Genomic DNA, 19,388 nt, shown 5'->3' with positions numbered 1-19,388 from the left:
ATGTTCTGTGGGCAGTTCCTTTACTTTCTAAATATGGTTATATTTTCTTATATTAATATCATACACTATTTTACAAAAACTTGTAGAGAGTATTTTGACTTGTGGCAATTGAAGTTATGAACTGTGAGTTTATAAAACTGCAAAAAAAGGATATTACATTAGCATATAGACTTGAAAAGTATAAACTTGCGACCATGAAGTATGTCAGATACATAGCGAAAACCTGTTAACATTGGAGGCAGCCTATGGTTAAACCAAAAATACGATTATTATTCTTTTTAGTTATTATCCTGCTCTTAGCAGGATGTCAAATGAATAGAAATGAAAATGAGCCGGTGGTGAAAAAACATAGCGAGAAGAAGGAAGAAGAATTACCGAAGACAAGAGCTTTTCAGAACGCATTTACAAGAGGATTTATAGCATCCACAGATGAAGTTGAAAACGGATATTACGCATTTACATCCAAAACCGGCCACTATACCATGTTGTTTCCTGAGGATGGATCCATATCTAAACAAAGTTATTCTAACGAGGAAAGTAAGACAGAGTCTTTTTTGGCAGGTATTAAAAACAAAGGCCTGCCAAATGCTTCTCTAAGTGTTAGTTATAATGCCAACACTTCTAATACGGCTAAAGGGCTTCAGTATTCTTTAAAATTTCTAAAAAGCCAGGCGGATATGAAGGAACCATTCCATCAGAAAAAAACCAACGATTCAGTTATTTATTGGTCAACTTTTACAATCGATCAAGACGCATATGGGTACGGTGCCTACATCCACCCGTCTACAGGAAAAGGCGGTATTGAAATGATCTACTCTGTAAAGTGTGATAGTGCTGCGAAGTGTGTTTTTGATAAAGAGGTGAAAAACCAAGCATCTAGAATTTTTTCTTCCATAAGATTTGATCACAAGTAAGAGAGCAGCAAACCCAATCAGTGACAAACAATACTATATACGAATGAAATACGATTTAGATTAACAAATTCACAGTATAAATCTATGAGTAATGAACCACCTTTGCCAAATGATTGCGTTAAGATTTAATAATTTAATAAATGCGCAGATGAGAGAACGCTTGTCGCATTTTTAAGATTTATAATAACTTGTTTTTGTAGCCTAAAAACACTTGCACGAAAGACCTTGGAAATAACATTAAAGTAAAATAATATATTTTAAGTTTATACACTTGTAAAAAAAGGGTATTCAGTAGGCATATAGACTTAATAAGTGTTGCCTTTTAAGAAAAATGACTTATGTAAAAATACGGAAATTTATTTTACAATAAATATTCGAATTATTTTAATAAAACCTGAAACGTGTCAGATACATAACTAGAGAACTTATTAACATTGGAGGCAACCTATGTTTAAACCAAAAAAACTATTATTATTTTTTTTAGTAAGCGGCTTGCTGTTAGGAGGATGTCAAATGAACAACGGTGCGAATGAACCGGTGCAGAAAAAGCCGATTGAGAAGAAGGATGAAGAGTTACCGAAGGCAAGAGCTTTTCAAGATGATTTTACTAAAGGTTTTATCGATTCCTCAAAGTCCAAGGAAGACGGATATTTTATCTTTAAATCAAAAACGGGTAATTATAAGATGTTAATTCCAAATGAGGGAATAGTAAATGATTTTAGTTATTCAAATAAAGGAAATAAAAGCGAATTTTATACAGTTAGTATTAAATATAAAGACGGATCCGAAGCCGCCATGCAAATTAGTTATAATGGAGAACTTTCTAATAGTCGAGATATTGTCAAATATTCATTGGAATCCCTAAAAAATGAATTGGATATAGTAACAAAATTTAAAAAGATCACTACTGATAAGAATCAAATCTATGCTGCACCTTTTGAATTAAAATATAAAGGCTCAAGAAATTATGGTTATGGAGGATACATCTATCCTTTAGAGGGTTATGGTGGGATAACGCTTCATTATTTCAAACAATGCCTCAATAATGAACAGGACTGTAAAAAAGAAACAAGTGAACAAACTAAATCAACGGCTGTCAAAATCATGAGTTCGATAACTTTTATAAAAGAGAAAGAAAGTGATTAAAACTATGAACTCAAATGAAGTATTATTTACGAAAGAATTACGTTTAAGGTTAACTGAGCTTGAATATAAAGATATCACTACTAAGTCTTTTGCCGAAGAGGTCAAAAAAATTTATATCGAAGAGACAGGTAAGCCATTACCTGCAAATATTAATGTTATTAGATCTAAAGATGTAAAAAAAATAAATAGGGATATACCGTCTTCTTATGACGGAACAGCTATCCACTTTTACTCTAAAGAAAAAAAAATAGATCAAATATATGTAATTTCACAGGGAACTGCTAACGGTGATGACTGGGGATATAATATAAGAGCCATGATAGCTGGAACGGACCATAGCCAAGCACAAAACACATCAATTTTTGTTAAAGAAGCTATAAAAACTTTTAAGAAAGGGAGTGAATCAACTGGAAATCCTAGTGTAACTGGCATAAGTCACTCACTTGCTCATAATAATAACAGCTTAGCTCTCCTAAAGGATCATGTTTTTGATAAAACTTATAGTATAAACGGAGCTCAGACTAACTACTATGAATTATATAATTATGATCCAAAATTTCGAATTGCTGTAAATACAAAATTCCACATACCTTTAGGTAATTTTAAAGCTATTTTAAAATTACCTCCCCAGCAATTAAAAGAGTTTACTTTATCTTTTTATAAAGAAGATGCCACAAATATGTATCAAGATATCTCGGCAGATGATCCATTAAACGCGGGAACTGCCAATACTAGGGGATTTGTAACATTAGGTCAATTGAATATCATTGACACAGACTCTAACCACCCAGGAATTAAATCACTCATTGATAAAATTCCTGATAAAGACGTCGCAGACCTCCAAAAAATTGCGATTCAATATGCTGAGATGTCTGAAAAGAAGGCTAGTAATAATGAGATTATTCAAGAACTTACTGGCGTCAACATGGAGCTTGCGAGCAAATTTCAAAAAAGCGACGGGTTATGGGGTATTGCAAAAACCTACTATACAGATAGCAAAGAGATAAACGATATGATCGAGGACATGGACAACAAATTCCCGCCACTTCTGGAAAAGGTTAAAAAAGTCACTAGTAACTCTACCATGATTTTTGATGAGCTTTATAAAGGAGATTATATTTCTGCTAAGCAAAAAAAGGTAGCAATAGAGGAAATGAATAATATTCAAGTTATTTTGGACGATATGGAAAAATCTATTGGTTCAATGCAAAATAGCAGAGAATTTGCTGCTTCAGGACACCAAATCTCTATTTTAGGCGGAGATATTGGATCCGGAATTCGATTGTTTAATGCAGCCAAGAAATTAATGAAAAGCTTTGATCATTTAAAAAAAGCACTCGGCCCTGCTATGAACACTATTGTAGAAGGTCACAGTATTAACCAAATGTTAAATGCTATTGGAAAAGTAAAAAACAAAGCTTACATTGGTCAAGATATGATCTTAATGACCGGAAAGAATCAAGAAATTAAAGTAAATGTGTCAGCAGCCGTCCGCATGTACCAAGAAGGACAGGCAGTTTTGACAGAAAAAAAAGCACTTATTACTCAGTACAGTACTGCCTTCTATCAAGAAGTAACGGAAGACTTTTCAAGCCAAAAGCAAAAAGTGATGACAGCGATTAATGATATTGAAGATCATCCGACTGCTCATATTGATTTATTAAATAAGCACGTTTTTTCTATAGGCAAAAGCATTTGGGTCGAAAGCGCTCAAGTCCATGATAGCATTCAGCCGTTAACAGGTTTAGATATTTCACATATTATTGAAGCACTCACAAAAGCAGTAACAGAAAGTACTCATTTTTTGGAAACGGCGCGTTTAGGCATCCAAAAGTTGTTTGCGAAAGATCATAATGTAAGTATGCTGTTCGACTATTATCCAGGAGGTAAATGACAAATGGAATTTTCTGAAAGTAAAACTGCCATGATCTATGAGCGCATCTTACCTAAAGAAGACCTAACATGCAAAGTAAAAATCTTTCAAGCACTCACAGACGAAATGGCGAAAATTGATCACACTCTCGAAAAGAAAATTGAAAATATTTCTGTGGAAGACAAAGCGACGGGGGAAATTATTCATGCTATTTTAGAAAAATCAAAAGAACAAATGGCTCAACATCTTGCTTTATTAGAAAACATTGATGATCAAATGGCGAAACTAATTTCCTCCTATGACCAACAAGTGGATTCCATGAAAAGTCAAAGTATGACCTTTCAATATTTAGAAGAGGAATTTGGCACTCTTACTCTACCACTCTCTTCTCCCCCACCTATTCCAGGGAGAACCCCTCCATTTAAATAAACAAACCCGCAGCACCTTTTGCTTTTGGTCTGCATCTGCTTACTATGAAATTAGTAATAGCCCACTCAAAGGTTTTCGAATAACGCAAAACTTAAATCTAATTATAAAGGGATTGATCTTTTTGAGCAAAAACCTACTTCTCCCTCTGCAACACCAGCACATTCGTCGTATAGTAAGAAAAGCAACTTTCTTATGAAGTAATGGCGGAAAAATACGAAAAAAAGATAAAGACTTCATAAAAAAGGAAATCCTAATTGGATCTCCTTTTCTCGCTTAATAAAATGAATAATTATATATCAACAACCCACCCTGCAAGATGATCGGTCATAAATACTTCTTGATTAGGTGAAAAGTAGGCTTGACTCAGTTGAAAAATAAATTTTTTATCCTCTGTAACTCCCCCGGCATCCCAAGTCGTATCCTGAGAATACCAGTGGCCATTAATATAGGTTTCAACCCATGCGTGGTTATATGAAATCCCCATCCCAGAACCAACTGGCTCCCAGTTTGATACAAGTCCCCAAATGACCTTCGTTTTTATGCCTGCTGCTCGGTTAAGCGCAGCTGTAAGTTTGCTGTAACCATCACAAACAGCTCTCTTTCTATGAAGAACCTCAACAGCTGTATAACTGTGGATGTCTCCGGTGAAATATTCCTTTGTATCGTAGGCAATGTGAGTGCTAACCCAGTCATGGATAGCTTGAGTTTTTTCTAAATCATTTTTCTTTCCTTTAGTAATACTACTTGCCAGTTTAATAATTTCACGGCTATTGCTCTCTATATCATCTGAAGCCAGAAGATAATTTTGTTCTTTTACTTCTTTGGAAAGAGGGAGATTCACAGTGAATAGATTGACCGTTTCTTTCTTCAGCGGTTTTAGTGAGTTTCTGTCATATAGGGAGACAGAATACTTGCCTGGTCCGTCAGGTAAATAGATGGACTCATCGATTGTTTTATTTTTTACTTTTACTATTTTATAGCGCGGAAGTCCTCCTTGCTTTTTAATCTTGATTAATACTGGCTTAAGGCTGTTGACCTTTCCCCATAAATAGACTATTTTACCATCTTTTAACGGCTGCGAGATAGTCAGTCCATCTTTTGTAACATACTTGGCAATTATGGCAGCTTCCTCGGCAGCCTGCTTTTTTAAATTGTTATACTCATCGAGTCCTATCCGGTTTATAATATTCGGCATATTAAGCTTTTTAGATATGATTCCTAAAGGGGCTGTCATGACACCGTTTGACAGCTCAACCGTTTCTTCAAGCTTTACAGGTCTCCCGTTCAGCTTTGCCGTCCTTTGGCCTGCCGTCAGTAAAAACACATTTTTTCCTTTTGAAAGAGTCAACGACTTTTTATTCGCTTTCCAATTAATTGAGATTCTGCTGTCCATGCGTATCCCAGGGATGATATCGAAACAAAAGTGTTCCTTTCCGTCACTCCCGAAAAAATTGTCCGGAAGAAAAGCATAGTTCGGCACCACCGTAGTAACTTTCGTAATCGGCTTCGCATTGATTGCTTTAGGGAGAAGAAATAAAATTCCGATGGAACAAAATAATAACACAAGAAACCTTTTTAAATCGATCAAACTCTATGTCCTCCTCGTAAAGATTTTGCAAGTATGTCTTGTTTTATATTTAAAAAATTATATCTTTTTTCCTGTGTTTATTGCAGCTAATCACAATATATAGTGTCCATTTCGGGGAATACAACTAAATATGCTAATGACAAAAAGATAAAACCCCTTTTTTCACTAACAACTCTTTGAAAAAGGGGATTTGCCTACACTATGAAGCATCATTCTTATAATGATGCTATGAAATAGTAACTTGGACAAACACAAGAGCAGCATTTGGATATCGGAACTTTTATGTATTTTTATAACTCTTTTCAATCGACATTCAATTTTATTTACTGAACGTCGTGCTCTTGTCTTTTTCATTATATAATTTTAATATTTGCTCAATATCTGTTTTAACATCGAAAACATCCATGTCATCATCATCATCAATATTATGTAATTTTTCCAATACTAAGTCTTCCTGAAACTTCAATTCTTTCCTAATGCTTAGATCTAACTCATTGAATATTTCTGATTTTTCTATATTTTTAATCATTCTTAATTGGGTGTTTAAACCTTCTTCCAACAATTCTAAAAGTGTGTCTATATCCATATATTCTTCAAATTCTCCATTTTCACGATAATTCTCAATTCTATTTACATACGGCTTTAGAGAATTCTTAATAATTTGATCATATCGCCATTCCAATTTTATTTTTTCTTTCCTTTCCTTCATTTGATCCTTAATCGTTTGATATAAAGTAAGCATATCTTCAAGCATATTAAAGTCTCCTTAGTAATGAAATCTGTAAAATTATGTTTACAACTTGTGTTTAAACGTGGAAATACCAAATTAGAATAGTATCAAAAACTATTACTTCCTTTAGAGGTATTCCATCAATTAATCAGCACATTTTTTATGAAATAATATCCTTTATCGGTCTTTTTTAACGATAGAATACTACCAATAACTTAATTATAACAGTTATAAAAATAATAATATACATATTTTGCTAATATCTAGGTAATTTTAACCAAAATACGACATGAATCATCAATGGTGATAGTTATTTTTACTTATTTAAATTTCGTAAGTTGAAGATGATAAAAATGCTTTCTTAAATATAAATTAGCTGCCATGTTTACTGTAGGATGTCCTGTTAGCTTATCTACCGTTGTTAAGTCTACTCCTTTTCGAAGAATACTCGTTGCTAAGCTTTGTTGAATAGATGAGAATGCAGTTTTAGTTTCGAACCGCACCACTCACCTCTGTGCAATGTATTAGCTCCTCGGCTGACCAACAGGTATTCACTATTAGAAATGCTAATGTTTCTTTGGTAATTCAGTTCGCGATGATAAGCTGGTATTTCCTGCCCTCGTATCGCGCTTTTACTCAACAAACGCTATAACCTAGGGCCGGATCTTGATGGCATAATTCTTCTCAATCAATAAGCACTGATACCGTTACATAAAGGGGGTGCTTTCCGCACTGGCAGGCATAGCGCGTGCGTAAAGGTTGGTGAATAGAATCGATTATTTTGATTTATTACGAAACGAAAATGATACAGGATTAGAAGAACATACTTAAAAACATACAACATTAATGAAGAAATTAAAGGTCAGAGCCTCTGGGCTGTTTTTGGAAACAACCTTCCTTTAAGTGAAATACTGCTACATCATGAAGCAGATGTTCATCAGAAGGATGACACGAACAGATCTGCCCTTCACATTGCCTGTTATTTTGGCTTCTATGACATCGCAAGCTTTTGATTGAGAATGGTACTGAAGTGGATGCTGATTGCTATAAATGGGCAAGTAGAAGTTGGAACGGCCGTTATCAAGTAAATATAATGGAGTAACTTAAAGCATGTCCAAACGACTTAGAGGGAGGAAAAAGTTTGACGAAGTTTGTTTTTTTCAATGATACAGGGCGAATCGTTCGAATGCATCCAGCCACTTTCATTCACGGCTGTCAAGGCGAAAAAGCAGCTATAAAGCCTCTAGAAGAGCGTTTATTTCTTCTACCTCAAGGGACTTATGCTGCAATTAAGCTTTGGGATTATGGAGAAGACATTGGGCTGCAATTGCTAGTATCCCCTCGTTTTGATTGAGGAAGGTGTCTAATAAGGAGCGGAAGTCATTCACCCGTTCCTTCTTCCTCATATCCCCCTACTCTACATACATTCACATTTCTTCCGTAGGTTTTCAACAAGCCGGATGTCAACTTCAAGGACAGAAGCGATCTCTTGATCATCCCAGTCTGAATTTTTTGACCTTGTAAATAATTTCTTGCTGCATTGCCGCTTGAACATTATTAATTAAAGGCGACTCTCTCATATGATTGCCCCCGTTTATTTTTTTCAAATTGAACAGAAAGGCTTCTTATTTACTTTTTCTCTATCTCTATACGGCCGTCTGCGTACTCTCTAACGGTATTGCCTTTCTCATCCATATAAACAATATAGGTGCCATGTAACCTTGCTTCTTCCCTTGCCTTTTCCCCGGTCTTTTTTATTATTTCCTTGAGGGTATCACGGTCTATATGCATCAATGTTTCCTCCACAATTGCTTTATCGTTTACTTATATTATTAAAGATAAGAAAGAAAAAGAAAAGCCCTATAGAGTTTTTGACTCTACAGAGCATTCCTTCTAAGCTACCAATCTTCGAAATCTTCGGGGAATGACAGACACCCATCCCTATACTTAAACATATAATTTCTTGTTTTCTCTTTGCAGAAAAAAGCTTTACAGTCTACTGGTTATCAATCAAATTTTATTTGCGCCGATATAATTTATGAGGTGATATGGAATGCAGATAGATTTTAGCCCTTTAAATCCATTTATGGATGATTTATTTATTAACCTTTTATTAGTTCTTTTAGTTCCCTTTGTACTTTCAATGGTAATCGGATTCATACTTTTAAAAATCAAAATCCCTAGAAATATCGCATCTACTATTACAATATTTTTGTTCATCTACGGAGCGTATAAAACTTTAATTATGATAACCGGTTAGGTGCCTGTTCAAGAGAATTTAATAGTGATTGTAGTTGGATGGTTGACACCATCCTTTTTATATTTCTAAGAACATATATCTAATATTACTTTCTGATGTTCGTAACAATAGATTTTTCCTTTGAATTTTTGGTATGATAAGCAGAAATTTTTAGCCTTCTTAGATTCTATCTTTTCGCAAATACAACACTTGCTGTGTTCACTTTCCTTCTCGTCTACTTTATCCTTCATTATTGAAAGAAGAGTATTATTTCTTTTGTTAGTTTGTTACCATCTTTATCAGTACCTACTACTTTAACAACTTTAGTAGATTTGTTCCATCTACTGCACCATTACCAAAATACAATTAACCGTGTTTTTCCTTTAAATTCATCAGCATGAAAAAGAGCACCCAAAGGATGCCCTAGAAATCAGTCTAAGTTTTTAATAACTTTATTATCTCTCTCTGTCTCAATATTAAGATCAATAGAATACTTAACACTTGGATCGCTCACTTTTTGGACGACTACTACCAGATTGTCCTGTCCATAATCACTACTATCTGTATTGGTTAGAATGTTAAATTTAAGAGTATTACTACTTGAAACGGTTACAGATACACCATCTTGAGGGCCAGAGAAGTAACCGATTCTGTCATAAGCTGTTTCTCCATTTTTAAATTCTACATAAACAATGTAATCTGATCCACCAATGTTTGTTTCTTTATAAACCTCTGAGCTCATATATCTTGTAGCCGTATTTCCATAGGTTCTGTAGATAGCCGATTGCGGTGCTACTGCTTCAGTTAGTGTTATTGTTTGTCCTACTGTACTAAAGTTAACATCATTTAGTACCCAATCGTAAGTATTATTTTCTTCAGTTGATTCTGGTTCGCTATTCTCGTCTTATCCCTCTTTATATCTCGGTTTTATAACGAGCCTTCACCGTGCAAGCGACTTTCATCGCACACGGCGATCCGTCAGCAAATCTCTTTTTTCTTATTTCCCCAATAAAGTATATCGACAGAAATTCAAATTAGTTTAGTGCTTTATTAAACAACCTGCTTTTAATGTATAAGAAAAAACCTCACCTTTGAAAGGTGAGGCATTCTGCTAACATTAGTTATTCACTAAATACAATGTATGTGTTTTGGCAGCATTAGATTTATTACCACTTGCATCAACGGCATACACAGTAATATATACAGTATCACCATCTTGAACACCTAGACTATCTAAAACCGTACCTTCGCCATGTATAAGATTATTACCTGTATATGTTCTTGGATATGTTTTAATGACGCTATCAGATGTCGGTGATGCTTCTGTACCTTTATTAAAGTAAACTTCAAAATGATCTAAATCTGCATCACTCGTTTGGTCATCCCATGAAAATCTCATTGTGTTTAAGCCCGGTTTATCAATTAATGTTAAACCCGCTGGTGTATTTGGTGGTGTTGTATCACTATTCTCGTCTTATACCTTCTCTTTATCTCAGTTTTATAACGAGCCTTCACCGTGCGGGCAACTTTCATCGCACACGGCGATCCGTCAGCAGTATATTATGTTGCTTATTTCACCATAGACTATATCGACTAATATTAATTTTAATTTAGTAACATGACCAGATATGAACAAACTTGTTTAAGAAAAAACCCCACTAATAAAGGTGAGGTTACATTAAATCAATATGAATATTCGATGATTATATTAATTTTACGACAATCTCTTGGGGAAATAAGCCGTTAAGATCTACTACTGACTGGGTTCCTTCGCTCCTGCTAGTTTTTCCCTTCTCGTATGTTACCATACAAGTCCAATCGGCTAGCAATCCACACTACTATGAACCCGCCGCCATCCTGCCAGCCTCTTAGGTGCTAACCCACCTCTTCTGACAAGACTTCAAACGTTCCATTGTTACCATCCCTCTTTTTGATGACCGTAGGTCTCCACTATTCAGGAATGAGAAAGATCAGCTTAATAGTCAATTGACTGATCTCCGTTAAATCATTTCAGATTCAAGGATGAACACTAAACCCCTAGCAATTCGTAATGCTCACTACCTCACCCTGCCTAAGCATGGATTCGTCTCCTAACCATAGCCACCTTTTACGGAACCCCGCCTCAATTTCATGAGTACGACTTCACCTGACTTCACCCCTTCAGTTGTATTAGAACCTCATTGGATGCAGGAGGATTAGGCATTTACTACTAACTATTTAGTAAGTGTGGGAAATTCACCCACAATATGGTAACAATAGTTCAAAAAAAACACCCCACGGATGAAACCGTGAAGTCAATGCATGGGGTGTTTTCTCGACTTTTTTCGCTAGTAATCTAGCTTATAAAGTAACGTTTCGTTTAGTTTTATTAAGGAGTTACAGGAGCAACTACTGTAAACTTGACAGCAGTTGTCTTTCCATCTAATAGATACGTTACAGTGAATGTATCGCCTGCGTCAGCACCAGTAATATCGGTAGCAGTAGTACCATTAGATGCAACAGCAAAAGTATGTGTTACACCAGCATCTTTAACATTAGTAACTGTAATTTTTGGAGCTGGAGCACTTACTTCTACACCATATTGATCTGTTACCTTCAATACTGCATTTAAGGAGTCAGCGTCAACAGCGGCACCAGATAAATCAGATTCAGCAATTGATGCAGTTCCATTTGTTACAGCATCAGTAAACTCAATCTTGTCAGCAGCTGGAGCAACGCTAGAAACCACAACATCTTTAGTAAGAGTAGCAGGAGCGTCTAGTCCATCAACAATTACAGTAACTTTAGTAGTAAGTTGTTGATCGTCACCAATTGTCGTTGCATCGTCAGTAGCATCTAGAACTGCATTTAAAGTTCCATCAGCAGCATTATATGCAACATTATTAGTATTTGTAATTACTGTGTAATAAGACTTAGGAAGTAGAACTTTGGTTCCGTCAGCACGAACACCGTAAACTTTCAAAGTACGAGTGTAGTCTGTTGCAGACCCGTCTGCATATAACGCCGCAACGTCACCAATTTCGTAAGAAGAGTAAACTGACTTGTCAACCACATTGAAAGTTTTCTTAATTGGGCTAGTAGCAACATCTTGGAAAGAATAAACTCCAGAAGTGTTTGCAACTGACTGTTGTAGTTTGAAAGTAACGTCTTCGCTACCTTTATTAGCTCCTGAAAGTGTGATAACTCCATTATTGGCAGTTAGTGCTTCACTATCAACATCTACAGCGTTATTATTAGCTTCATCAGTAGCAACGATTTGGTATTTACCCAATTCAGGTGTATCAGACAATTTGTCAGTAAGGTCAAAAGTACGTCCATATTGATCCTTAACAACAAAGTTATCCAATTCAAGGTCTACTGATCCAGTAGAAGCAAGAGTTGTTGTTACATCATTTAATGATTCAATAGTTGCTGGATATGCTTTTTCTTTAACATCAATAGTCAATTGAGATACTTTACCAGTACCATTAACTGTAGCTACAAGAATTTGAATGCCTTTAGAGTTAGGAGCAGTATATTTTAATACTGCAGATCCATCAGCAGCTTTTGACAATTGAGTTCCTGATGGTAGTGAAACATTACCATTGATTTCATCGTATTTAGTAACCGCGTTTCCATATTGGTCAACTGCTGTAAACGGAAGAGTAACTGTTTCACCAGCAGCTACTACTTGTGCAGGTGTACCAAGCGTAAATGTCTCAAGTGCTGGTGAAGCTTTAACATTCACTTCGAACTGTGATACTTTACCAGTTGTTTTAGAAATGGCTGTTACAATTACTTTTCCACCCTTAGAATAGTTAGTTCCTTCAGTGAATTTCAAACCAACTTTGTCTTTGTTTGCGCCTTGGCCATCGTACGCTTTATCAATTGCTAGAATTGATGGGTTAGAAGAAGTGAACAATACATCGTTGTTTACTTGAGCAGCATCAGCAACTCTTCCATATTGGTCTTTTGAAGTCAAAAGTAATGCAAAATCAGTAGCCTCTAAAGATCCAGAGATTTCTTTGCCATCTTTGTTATAAAGACCTGCAAAATCAGTTGTGTCAATTGCAGATGCATCACTAACAGTAACTACTGAAGAAACTACTGTATTAGTGCTAGCATTAATACCTGTTAACGCTACTTTATCACCAGATTTGAAATCAACAGTGTTAGCCAAATTTACAACGCCTTTGTCATTGTCTGTTGCTACAACACCATTAGATCCAGTCCAGCTAATAGAAGTAGCAAGCGGAGAGCTAGTTACATCTTCACCGTATTGGTTAAGAACACGGTAAGCTACTGTGGCAACTTGTTTATTACCAGCACTTACAGGAGCTACTTCACCAAGAAGTTCAATTTTTGCAACCTTTTCATTGGCAACAGTTACAGAACCAGTTAGAGGTGAATCAGTAAGACCAGTTACATTAACTGTATAGTCACCTTCAAACAATTTGCTCGCTAATTCAAGTTCTACTGACTTGTTATCAGCAGATGGAGTAGTTTTACCAACGTTAACAACTACTGAACCTTTTTTAACTTCGAATTTAGCTTTTGATGCATCAATTGCTTTGCTGAACTCAACTTTGATTGTTTTAGCGTTAATCGCACTTACTGATTTAGTACTTTTTTAGTTCTTATGTTAGTAATTATTTATTTTAATTTGTACATGATAATCAGGCAAATCAGTTTTATTTAGTTAAGGAAAAATATGTTATTATTATGATTGTTACATTGTAGTTAGTTAAATCTAAAATACATGAGTCTAAATAGACGAGTCCCTATATCTACTTGGATTCTTTGGAGTTGAAAAAAGATGGATTTTTATAATATTGGTTATAAAGAACCAATGTCGCAATATGGAGTGTATTTAATTAAAGATGGGTGGAATGACTTTGGTTATTATACCCTTTATAACATGTATTTTGTTGATGAATCTCTGAATAACCATCACATAGGACTCATAAAGATAGGCATGTTTACTGGAGATAATATCACAAGAATTTCAGACACATTTGAAAATCTCAATGAATCTCTATATTTTAGCTTAGGGCAAGACAGAGATTATTATGAAAATCTAAACAAACTAGGGTCTAAAGTAAGAAATGACATTCTAGATGCATTAAAGGATATTGCAAAGAATTTAAATCTTTTCGAAAAAGTGAGAGCCTTAGATGTAACACAAAAATCGTTACTACGAGGCATTAAAGTATTCACTGTAAAGGACCAATTCCATAGAATAGCTAAAGGCGGAGTACCACTGACCCCATACCAATTTAGTTATCGACACTTTTATAATCAAAATGACTCGGTTGTTTTTGAATTTGAAGTGGAACCAGATTCAATGCCACCAACTAACATTCATGCACTTATTGGAAGTAATGGTGTTGGAAAAACAACCATTATTAATGAAATGATTCAATCTTTAGTAAGCAGTTCAACCTTCGGAAAACAGAGTAATAATTTTTTTAATTTAGACACACAAGACTCCACAACCTTATTCGCAAATACAATCTTCGTTTCGTTTAGCGCATTTGACAATACACCTCATTTTCGAAGCATAGTTGATGAAGAAAAAGGAGTTTTATACTCATATATAGGATTAAAAGATAGTGAGATAATCGATAACGAAAATAAAGATGAAATTCATGAAAAATACATTTCCAAAACACCTGAAACTTTAATAAGTGAATTTATACAGAGTATTAATGACATTACAAACAATAAAAAACTTGATAATTGGAAGGAATCAATTTCCAAGCTAGAAACAGACCATCTATTTAAAAGCTTGGGACTCACAAATTTCGATCTAAAACCTGTGGATGAGCTAAAACAAATATTTAATAAACTTAGCTCGGGACATAAAATCATCCTTTTAACCCTAACTAAACTAATCGAAAAAGTAGATGAGAAATCTTTAGTTATCTTAGATGAACCAGAATCTCATTTACATCCCCCCTTACTTTCGGCATTTATTAGGGCATTGTCAGATATTTTGATATCTCAAAATGGAGTTGCCATAATTGCAACGCATTCTCCTGTTATTCTTCAGGAGCTTCCACGGAGTTGTGTCTCAATAATGAATAGGAATAATACGCACTCAGAGGTTGTTCGGCCAAAAGTTGAAACCTTTGGAGAGAATGTAGGCACTTTAACCCGAGAAGTATTTGGTTTAGAGGTAACGTACTCTGGATTCTACAGAATACTAGAGGATCTGGTAGAAGAAGGAAAAGGATATGATGAAATTATAAAATTATTTAATGGTCAGCTCGGCATTGAAGCTCGAACTACACTAAGATCTATTTTGTACTATAAGGAGTAGCATGTATGCGGACACTACCAAGACCCCCTTTTTCTACAGAAGATGTTTTATTAGACTGTATCAGTAACTATAGAGACCCGGATTTACATATTAGATTTTTATCTAGTAAGGAGGAAATTGTAGAATGGAGTGAAATACTCGAGAATAAAATAAAAGCGCACACTGTCTCTACAATTGAATCAGACAAATGTATCCCACAAAACATTAGCAAATCTGAAATGATAAAACTTTATAATGACAAATTTTCAAAAAAGGGACAACCCGGCAGACTTTATTATAATGACATAATGGATTTACCTAAGTACAGATTATGCCCATTGTGCGGATACCGACCAGTTGATAGTTTAGACCATTACTTACCTAAAGACTTATTCCCTGCACTTTCTATTATTCCAATTAATTTAATACCTGCATGTTTCCCATGTAACAAACGAAAACAAACTTCTAGGCCTTCTTCAGCCGAAGAAGAATTTTTACATCCTTACTTTGATAATATTGAAGATAAGTTATGGTTATATTCGGAAGTATTAGAAGAACTTCCTCTTACTGTTGTTTTCAAGGTACAACCACATAACGAATGGGATGAGATTACATCTAAGAGAGTCAAGTATCATTTTAAAAAATTTCACCTTGGACAACAATTTAGCAGTTATGCTGGAAATGAATTGTCCGGTAAGATATTTCGACTCAAAGAATCCTTTGATCAAGGAGGTTCTTCCGTAGTCAGAGATGAATTATTGAAAGAGAAAGAAAGTTATCGATTCTCAAAATTGAATTCTTGGGAAACAGCATTGTATTCCGCATTATATGACAGTAATTGGTTCTGTGAAGAGGCCTTAAAACATTCAATTAGTGAGTTGCTAGGTTAGTATTTATCTAGAAATTAATTGTAGATATAGAGATAGGACTAGAAAAATCTAGTCCTTTTTTTAAAAAACAAGCTAATTATTCAATTTGAAATTAAATTTTATCATTCAATTCTCTCTTTTAATATTGAAGTAGCATACAATTCTTCACGTTGCACCACCATCATCTCACTACATTCTTCCACCACAGGTGAATTTCCTAGTAAAAACTCACTTTTATTTATGGGATGTAATAGATACCACCTTTTATTCGAGTCAAATTCGATAGTGAAATTCACTTTAGCATCTCGTTTGAAATATGAAATTAAGGGTTTATACATTACTAAAAGTAAAAGTGTCATCAATAAATAAAGAATAGAACCTGCCATTATTTGAATACTTGCCTTTTGATTATGGGAGATTAACAATATATGTACTATCTGAATTCCCAAGGTACCTACCATATACACAGGAACAAGAATTAAATATAAAGCTGCAATAATAATTTGAATTTTACTTTCCCGATTAATCCTTTTTCCTTTTATAACCCCTAAGAAAGTATAGTATAACAAACTTACAATTAAGAAAAGCATCATTAAATAGCTTAGTTTATTCTTTAGAAAAAAGGTTGAAATCCTTACATAAGGTAATTCACTATAAATGAAGTATGAATAAAATGCTAATACAACTGTAGAAATTAAAACGAGCTGAAACCGAAAGTATACGGACCTAAACAATCTCCATTCTTTTTCCATAAGTTTTTGTTCTATTTCACTCGACGTTATCTTAGTGAAAACATTATAAATAAAGAATATGGTAATTATTAAAGTAAATGGTATCAAATTATACATTTTTAATATCAAATCCCCAAACAACAACTTTAACCTTCTCTCCTTAACCAAATTATCTGGGTGCACCCTTTACTATTCTAACATTATTTTACATAAATAAAGATATATATCTAGTACGTTTTACCCTTATCAGTTCGACGAGTTGCATTGCTACGTTAAAATTATGAAGCCTCAGTATTTTAACTCTAAAGACTATAATCCACATGTGAAAAGAAATTAAAAATCCTCATTTGCATTATTACTGCATCTAACAATTATGTATAAAAACAACGGCAACTGGATATTAATGGGAGTTAGGAAAGGAGGTGACACTTTTTGGAGCATTCAATCAATAGTCCAATTCGTTCTTTTAGTTTCAAAAATAAAAAACCAACGAAACCAATACAACGCAACTTACTCTTAGGGAATAAAATTAAGGAACTTCGAACTAAGAACAACCTAAAACATAAAGAAGTAGCAAGTTTTGTGGGTATTTCTGATGGTTATTCAAGAATGATTGAGAATGGTACTAAGATGCCCATAAAGGAGAAATTGGAAAAGTTTGAAGAATTTTATAAACTTGAACCAGACACATTAACACAATTGCGGGATTTGCAACAAAAGGAACCTTTTCAGGAAATTGAAACTGCTAAATCCATTTATGATTTTCCTGATTATATCCAATCCATAGTTACTGCATTGTCATCAATAGATGACGAAGAATTCTGCAGACAAAAAGCGATGGATTTCTTGAAGGAGCTACACGAAGATTATTTCACAAGGTTAACTCCATATGAATGGAAAGAAGTGAAGAAACAGGTTCTTTTGGTTAAACGTGCATGGAATACCGGAATTGACAAGACAAATATAGAAAATGCAAATTTTCAAGGCTATGTAATTCAAGATGAACATAAAATTTTCTTCTTTGTCGAAGTGGATGAACATGCTCTTTCACTAAATCTCCTTTATAACGAAAGGCATAATGCTAAATTATTTGAAAGCTGGTTAGGAGTTAGCAGTGTTCAGTTTATCACTTCCATGCAGCTTCCCTTTTTAAAAGAAGAGCAAAAGATAACAAGGTGGCTATGGTTTCATCCAACAGTATCAATTGTTAATATGTATAAATATCTCCAAGAAAACGGGGTTAACATTCAAAATGTTGACATAAATGAACCAAGATTATCTTGGTATATCAAAGAAATGACCTTTGATCAGGGGGATAATCATTCAGCAATGTAGAGGATAGGAGGAAGGATAAGAAAAATGTTGCAAATTACTAACTTTGATTTACATTTAAATGCGAAAAAGTTCTTAAAACACCTTTCAAGGCAAAACTATTCTCTTGAAACCATAACTGGCTATGGTAAAGACTTAGAGAAGTTTTGCAAGTTCATCTTCACGGAATACGGCGGTAATATTCTGACTAGTGAAGTGACAAAAGAAGATATACAAGATTATCTTACATTCCTAAAAAGGATGGAATTCAAGCCAAATTCAGTTGCTAGACATCTATCCACATTAAAGTCATTTTATAAATTTCTAATTTATGAAATGAACTTTGAGCGCAATGCTGCTGCTGGTATTAAGCATCCTAAAAACAATAAAATGTTGCCGTCCGCTCTTACTAAAGAAGAATTGGATCAACTTTTTAGGGCGCTAGAGCAAGAATCACCATACTTTGAAGCTTTTTTTAAGCTAATGTACTCAACTGGTAGTAGAATAACTGCATTACGTACTACATTAAAAAAGAATGTTGATTTACAAAATAAACAAATCTATTTTCCAAAGGTAAAATACAACAAAGAGCTATACTTGCCCCTTAACAACGAGATTTTACCAATATTAGAAAGACATTTATTTGACCATCGAAACAGTTTTTCCGAATTTTTATTTGAGTCTTCAAGGGAGAAGAATAAGCCTATTTCGGCGGGACTTATTAGATTAAAGTTAACCCATTTTCGTCAATTAGCGGGGATTGAGCGCCATGTTCATCCACATATGATTCGTCATACTACAGCTACACAATTAACATTAAAAAAAGTTCATCAAAAAGAAATTGCTTCTATTATGGGGCATTCGGATCTTCGATCAACGGCAACTTACCAACATCTTGTAGTTGATGATTTAAGAGATTCAATCAATAAGCTATGAATATTAGCGTAGCGAAATTTCTTCTTATTGTTAGGTTACAATCAACTATAAAGATGAATGTAGATGAAATTTTATTGCTTCGATATGATCAAGTTTCTCTGGAAACAAATATTATAACAAGCAATAATATTATCTACCCTATTGCTGATGCACTAACATTTAATCTTCTTATGAAGATTTTAGAAGCAACCGATAAAACAAGTAACTCTTTCATTTTTCTATCAACAGAAAAATGACTTTTTTACAGTCATGATATCATGGCTGTTTTTTTGGGTTTTATAATCACGATATCGTGATTTAATATCATTATGGTCACCGAACTGACCGTTTATACTTATATTT

Annotated in this window: 17 protein-coding genes; 10 read left to right on the top strand and 7 right to left on the bottom strand. The window is 34.3% G+C overall.

Going from position 1 to position 19,388, the window contains the following annotated elements:
• The first annotated feature begins 245 nt into the window (after positions 1–245).
• The 4 genes from BIV59_RS18740 to BIV59_RS18725 all read left to right on the top strand — a co-directional run bounded on the left by BIV59_RS18740 (position 246) and on the right by BIV59_RS18725 (position 4,362).
• Positions 246–914, top strand: coding sequence for a hypothetical protein (locus BIV59_RS18740; RefSeq protein ID WP_071352982.1), 669 nt, complete (start codon positions 246–248; stop codon positions 912–914).
• Between the two features lie 447 nt (positions 915–1,361).
• On the top strand, positions 1,362–2,060 hold the full coding sequence (locus BIV59_RS18735; RefSeq protein ID WP_071352981.1) for a hypothetical protein: 699 nt from the start codon (positions 1,362–1,364) through the stop codon (positions 2,058–2,060).
• Positions 2,053–3,954, top strand: coding sequence for a DUF6792 domain-containing protein (locus BIV59_RS18730; protein ID WP_083392257.1), 1,902 nt, complete (start codon positions 2,053–2,055; stop codon positions 3,952–3,954). The genes BIV59_RS18735 and BIV59_RS18730 overlap by 8 nt, the downstream gene beginning before the upstream one ends.
• Positions 3,955–3,957: 3 nt before the next feature.
• Positions 3,958–4,362 (top strand): hypothetical protein, encoded by a 405-nt coding sequence (locus tag BIV59_RS18725; RefSeq protein WP_071352980.1) that lies wholly within the window; start codon positions 3,958–3,960, stop codon positions 4,360–4,362.
• A 289-nt stretch (positions 4,363–4,651) separates the two neighbouring features.
• Here BIV59_RS18725 and BIV59_RS18720 read toward each other — a convergent pair whose 3' ends face one another.
• Positions 4,652–5,950, bottom strand: coding sequence for a transglutaminase domain-containing protein (locus BIV59_RS18720; RefSeq protein ID WP_071352979.1), 1,299 nt, complete (start codon positions 5,948–5,950; stop codon positions 4,652–4,654).
• Positions 5,951–6,269: 319 nt separating this feature from the next.
• Positions 6,270–6,704, bottom strand: a complete 435-nt coding sequence (locus BIV59_RS18715) for a hypothetical protein (protein WP_071352978.1) — start codon at positions 6,702–6,704, stop codon at positions 6,270–6,272.
• 788 nt (positions 6,705–7,492) lie between these two features.
• Between BIV59_RS18715 and BIV59_RS24545 the strand changes: the two genes are divergently transcribed.
• Positions 7,493–7,693: an ankyrin repeat domain-containing protein gene (locus BIV59_RS24545; protein ID WP_083392258.1), complete on the top strand. Its 201-nt coding sequence runs from the start codon at positions 7,493–7,495 to the stop codon at positions 7,691–7,693.
• 128 nt (positions 7,694–7,821) lie between these two features.
• Complete coding sequence (locus BIV59_RS18710) at positions 7,822–8,034, top strand: hypothetical protein (RefSeq protein ID WP_071352977.1); 213 nt, start codon at positions 7,822–7,824, stop codon at positions 8,032–8,034.
• Between the two features lie 275 nt (positions 8,035–8,309).
• Here the strand turns inward: BIV59_RS18710 and BIV59_RS23820 are convergent, their stop codons facing one another.
• From BIV59_RS23820 to BIV59_RS18690, 4 genes are all read right to left on the bottom strand, one after another.
• Positions 8,310–8,471, bottom strand: coding sequence for a hypothetical protein (locus tag BIV59_RS23820; RefSeq protein ID WP_170846195.1), 162 nt, complete (start codon positions 8,469–8,471; stop codon positions 8,310–8,312).
• Between the two features lie 878 nt (positions 8,472–9,349).
• On the bottom strand, positions 9,350–9,661 hold the full coding sequence (locus tag BIV59_RS18700; RefSeq protein WP_071352975.1) for a hypothetical protein: 312 nt from the start codon (positions 9,659–9,661) through the stop codon (positions 9,350–9,352).
• Between the two features lie 375 nt (positions 9,662–10,036).
• Positions 10,037–10,318 carry a hypothetical protein gene (locus BIV59_RS18695; protein ID WP_071352974.1) on the bottom strand — a complete coding sequence of 94 codons (282 nt, stop codon included), beginning with the start codon at positions 10,316–10,318 and terminating at the stop codon, positions 10,037–10,039.
• 969 nt (positions 10,319–11,287) lie between these two features.
• A complete protein-coding gene (locus tag BIV59_RS18690; protein ID WP_071352973.1) occupies positions 11,288–13,351 on the bottom strand; it encodes a hypothetical protein in 2,064 nt (687 codons plus the stop codon).
• Positions 13,352–13,714: 363 nt separating this feature from the next.
• Here BIV59_RS18690 and BIV59_RS18685 point away from each other — a divergent pair, with 363 nt between their 5' ends.
• A complete protein-coding gene (locus tag BIV59_RS18685) occupies positions 13,715–15,220 on the top strand; it encodes an AAA family ATPase (RefSeq protein ID WP_071352972.1) in 1,506 nt (501 codons plus the stop codon).
• A 5-nt stretch (positions 15,221–15,225) separates the two neighbouring features.
• Positions 15,226–16,089, top strand: coding sequence for an HNH endonuclease (locus tag BIV59_RS18680; protein ID WP_071352971.1), 864 nt, complete (start codon positions 15,226–15,228; stop codon positions 16,087–16,089).
• Positions 16,090–16,190: 101 nt separating this feature from the next.
• Here the strand turns inward: BIV59_RS18680 and BIV59_RS18675 are convergent, their stop codons facing one another.
• The gene (locus BIV59_RS18675; protein ID WP_139194415.1) at positions 16,191–16,820 is read right to left on the bottom strand and encodes a hypothetical protein; all 630 of its coding nucleotides are present in this window, start codon (positions 16,818–16,820) and stop codon (positions 16,191–16,193) included.
• Between the two features lie 411 nt (positions 16,821–17,231).
• On the opposite strand from BIV59_RS18675, the gene BIV59_RS18670 reads away from it, so the two are divergent.
• On the top strand, positions 17,232–18,134 hold the full coding sequence (locus BIV59_RS18670) for a helix-turn-helix domain-containing protein (protein WP_071352969.1): 903 nt from the start codon (positions 17,232–17,234) through the stop codon (positions 18,132–18,134).
• 24 nt (positions 18,135–18,158) lie between these two features.
• Complete coding sequence (locus tag BIV59_RS18665) at positions 18,159–19,046, top strand: tyrosine-type recombinase/integrase (RefSeq protein ID WP_071352968.1); 888 nt, start codon at positions 18,159–18,161, stop codon at positions 19,044–19,046.
• Positions 19,047–19,388: the final 342 nt, after the last annotated feature.

Source organism: Bacillus sp. MUM 13 (assembly GCF_001866725.1).
Taxonomy (GTDB): Bacteria; Bacillota; Bacilli; order Bacillales; family DSM-1321; genus Peribacillus.
This window is presented reverse-complemented; position numbering and strand designations above follow the sequence as displayed.